Source organism: Pedobacter sp. (assembly GCF_041662865.1).
GTDB lineage: Bacteria > Bacteroidota > Bacteroidia > Sphingobacteriales > Sphingobacteriaceae > Pedobacter.
The window spans coordinates 1-2,828 of the sequence record NZ_JBAZRL010000118.1; the positions used below are offsets into that span (position 1 = coordinate 1).

3 protein-coding genes are annotated in these 2,828 nt (G+C 34.9%); 1 reads left to right on the top strand and 2 read right to left on the bottom strand.

Annotated elements, in window-relative coordinates; translation table 11 throughout:
- Nucleotides 1–210, top strand: a 210-nt coding sequence (locus tag WC622_RS16900; RefSeq protein WP_372820863.1) for a hypothetical protein, incomplete at its 5' end; no start/stop codon positions are given.
- On the opposite strand, the gene WC622_RS16905 is transcribed toward WC622_RS16900, so the two are convergent.
- Together WC622_RS16905 and WC622_RS16910 are read right to left on the bottom strand one after the other, a co-directional pair.
- Nucleotides 207–1,358 (bottom strand): hypothetical protein, encoded by a 1,152-nt coding sequence (locus WC622_RS16905; protein WP_372820864.1) that lies wholly within the window; start codon nt 1,356–1,358, stop codon nt 207–209. The genes WC622_RS16900 and WC622_RS16905 overlap by 4 nt on opposite strands.
- Nucleotides 1,359–1,440: 82 nt before the next feature.
- Entirely contained in the window at nt 1,441–2,688 is a 1,248-nt protein-coding gene (locus WC622_RS16910) for a YaiO family outer membrane beta-barrel protein (protein ID WP_372820865.1), read from the bottom strand.
- Nucleotides 2,689–2,828 lie beyond the last annotated feature (140 nt).

Consider the following 2,828-nt stretch of genomic DNA (forward strand, 5'->3'; position numbering starts at 1 on the left):
ATGGTCGATTTTATTCAGGGAGACTATCATCTAAATGGCAATCAGTTGTTTAAGTTGGGCGTTGATCTTGTGGAAACCCCAATTCAAGACGATGAAAAATTCAAGCAATTAAGTAGTGCTTTTGATAATTTTAAGCGCAAAAATGATAAAATAAGTAACGGTGGTAAATTGCTTCCCGACAGTATTATTAAAAAGTACCAATTACGTTAATCTTTCTTTTCGTTTTTTAGAATGTTGGTGATTAGTGGTTTGTAAAAGTTCCAGAAAAAGCTATTCCGTTCCATTGGGTCTTCTACATCATAAAACAAAAATTTAAAAAAGGAAATGCCCTTAAAATAGGATGTTTTTAATGATATGGGGTTATCGCAGAAGTCGCCAGAAAAGTAATAGAATTTAGGGTTAGGAGTGCTTTGTCGAAGTACTGCGGGGAAAGATGAGGGGATACCAAACTTCTTTAACTCTGCCAAACCAATTTTATTGAGGTTCAAATCAAATTTAGAGTCTATTGTGTTGATTTTTTCGTCGGGTAAAATAACATCAAACCAGAACGGATATTTGATTTTTTCGGGTAAGCCAAGTGTTTCTTGTGCGTTAACGGTACTCACTATATAAGGCATAGAATCAGAAAGATGGGTCGAATCTTCCAACACTACGACCTGGTCATAGTCACTTACAAATACAATTCCAGATTTTCTAAATGGCCATTTGTTATGATTTGCAGCTTTGTAATTTTTAACCATCCACACAGGTAATTCTTTATTAACTAAAGTGTCTAATTTATCAAAATACCTCGCCGTCCACCCACTCCATTTCATTCCAAACAGCGACTCAAATTGACCACGAATCTCGGGGCTGGTTGGTGAGCCAATTGTGTTGAATTCTGTAATGATTAGCTTTTTCTTCGCTTTCATCAATTTTAAGAATTCTAAATCACGGTTGCTCAATCCGCCATATAAGATACCTGAACTTCGTTGGTTATTCTTTTGCTGATACCACTCTTTATTATAAATACCGTAAGTATCGGTGAAGTATGCTAGATCAGCATCATTACTTAGCTGCGCTATTTGCGACGCAGAAAACCTTTCCAGCCCCCTAATCCGAAATTGCTCGTTGTCTTTCGGAAAAAAGCCATAGTAATCCCTTGCTATTTTATAACCTTCGGTGTTGTTCTTTGTGTATTTATGGTAATTTAAAATCCAATTTAACGAGATATGCTCTTGCCCTTTTTGGTCTAGTACAGTTTTATCTACTATAGCAATTACCAGTTTCTGATGAGGGCTAAGAAACCAAAATAGCAACATCAAAAAAGGCAAAGCTAAAATGAGCGAGATCGTGATTTTAATTTTTTTATAGTTCATCTGTAGCTGTATATTATTTCGATTTTAAGCCGGATTTGAATATCTTAATTTTGTGCCTGTAAAGCGCATCCTTGGTTTGTTTTTAAAATCTTCTAGTATAGCCCAAGCCAATGATTAGCTGATTGCCTTTTGTATCTTTAAGGTATTCTTGGTTTTCAATAGCAGCTTTTAAATTAATAATATTAAAAACGCCGAATGATTTTCGATAGCCTAATGCTAAACCATTTGATTTTAGTTTATAAGCAGATGTGTTTATGAGAATGTTATTTCGTTGTTCATCTGGTGATAGACCCGTACTTAAGCCTATACTTAAATAATCATCAGCGCCACCAAAGTAATAACGAGTGTTAAGTGAAAAAGATTGAGAAAGACTATTAGTTGATGGAGTAAGAAATGTTCGGAAATTAAACCAGAAGTTTTTATAATATTTGCCTACTGATGCGGTATAAATCCAAGTGTTATCAGTGAAACGTAAATAACGAAGACCTGCTTCAACTTCAAAACTTAAAGGCAAACTTGCATATAGTGAAAAACCAGCCCTATACTTCGGAAAAATGCCCATGTCTGAAGAATATCCTGCATTTACATAAGCTTGCAGGTTTTTTGCTAAACGTGGGTAAGCGTCGACCTCAAACTGTAGGCCATTGCTGTTAAATCGATTAGCATAATTAACCCTCCCTACTACAGAACCGATGCTAGTTTGTCGGCTATAATCTATACTCACCAGGTGCCAAGGATCATTAAATTGTTTGTCAAAATAGATGAAATCGTAGTTTACACCAAGTTTATTTAAGGCACTATTTTCTCTTATTTTGGCTGCTAATGCTCTAGCTTCTGTTTGTTTGGGGTTATTGTTGATTATTTGAGTAACAATAGACTCTGCATTTTGCCATTCATTCAAATCCGTTAATAATTTGGCTTTAAGCAGTAAAAGGGGCTCAGAATTTGGAATTTTCATTAATCCATCATTCACTATCTGGATAGCCTTTTTAGTATCATCATTCCAAAATTCTAAGTTGCCATACGCTACATAAGCGTCTTCGTAATTAGGTTGTTTTTGAATAACGGTTGTAAACTCTATTCTTGCGCTATCCGTTTTTTTGCTCCACGTGTATAATCGGCCTAAAAACACGCGTATATCTGCATAATCTGGAGAATTTTTCAGCGCAGTCTTAGCTAAGGAAATAGCCTCAGGATAATTTTTTTCTTCAAATGCCTTTTTTCTTGCCGATGCAAAAAGTTCGTCGGCTGTTTGTGCCTTAACTACTTGAACGATGGAAAAAAGAAAAAGTGTGAAGAAGAAAGCCTTTTTGATTAACTGTATATTCATAGATTAAGTGCTGAGACTTTAAAGTTATGAAAACAAATTAATTTGTTTCAAAAATGCACAGTTTTATAAGAAATTATCCTTGGTTATTTCCCAGGTCCATGGTTTTTTAAATGTATTGAAAGTTCTTAACTCACTAAAGT

Bases quoted from the DNA above. Each gene is read 5' to 3' on its own strand.
- WC622_RS16905 (WP_372820864.1), bottom strand. From the start codon at position 1,358: ATGAACTATAAAAAAATTAAAATCACGATCTCGCTCATTTTAGCTTTG.
- WC622_RS16910 (WP_372820865.1), bottom strand. From the start codon at position 2,688: ATGAATATACAGTTAATCAAAAAGGCTTTCTTCTTCACACTTTTTCTT.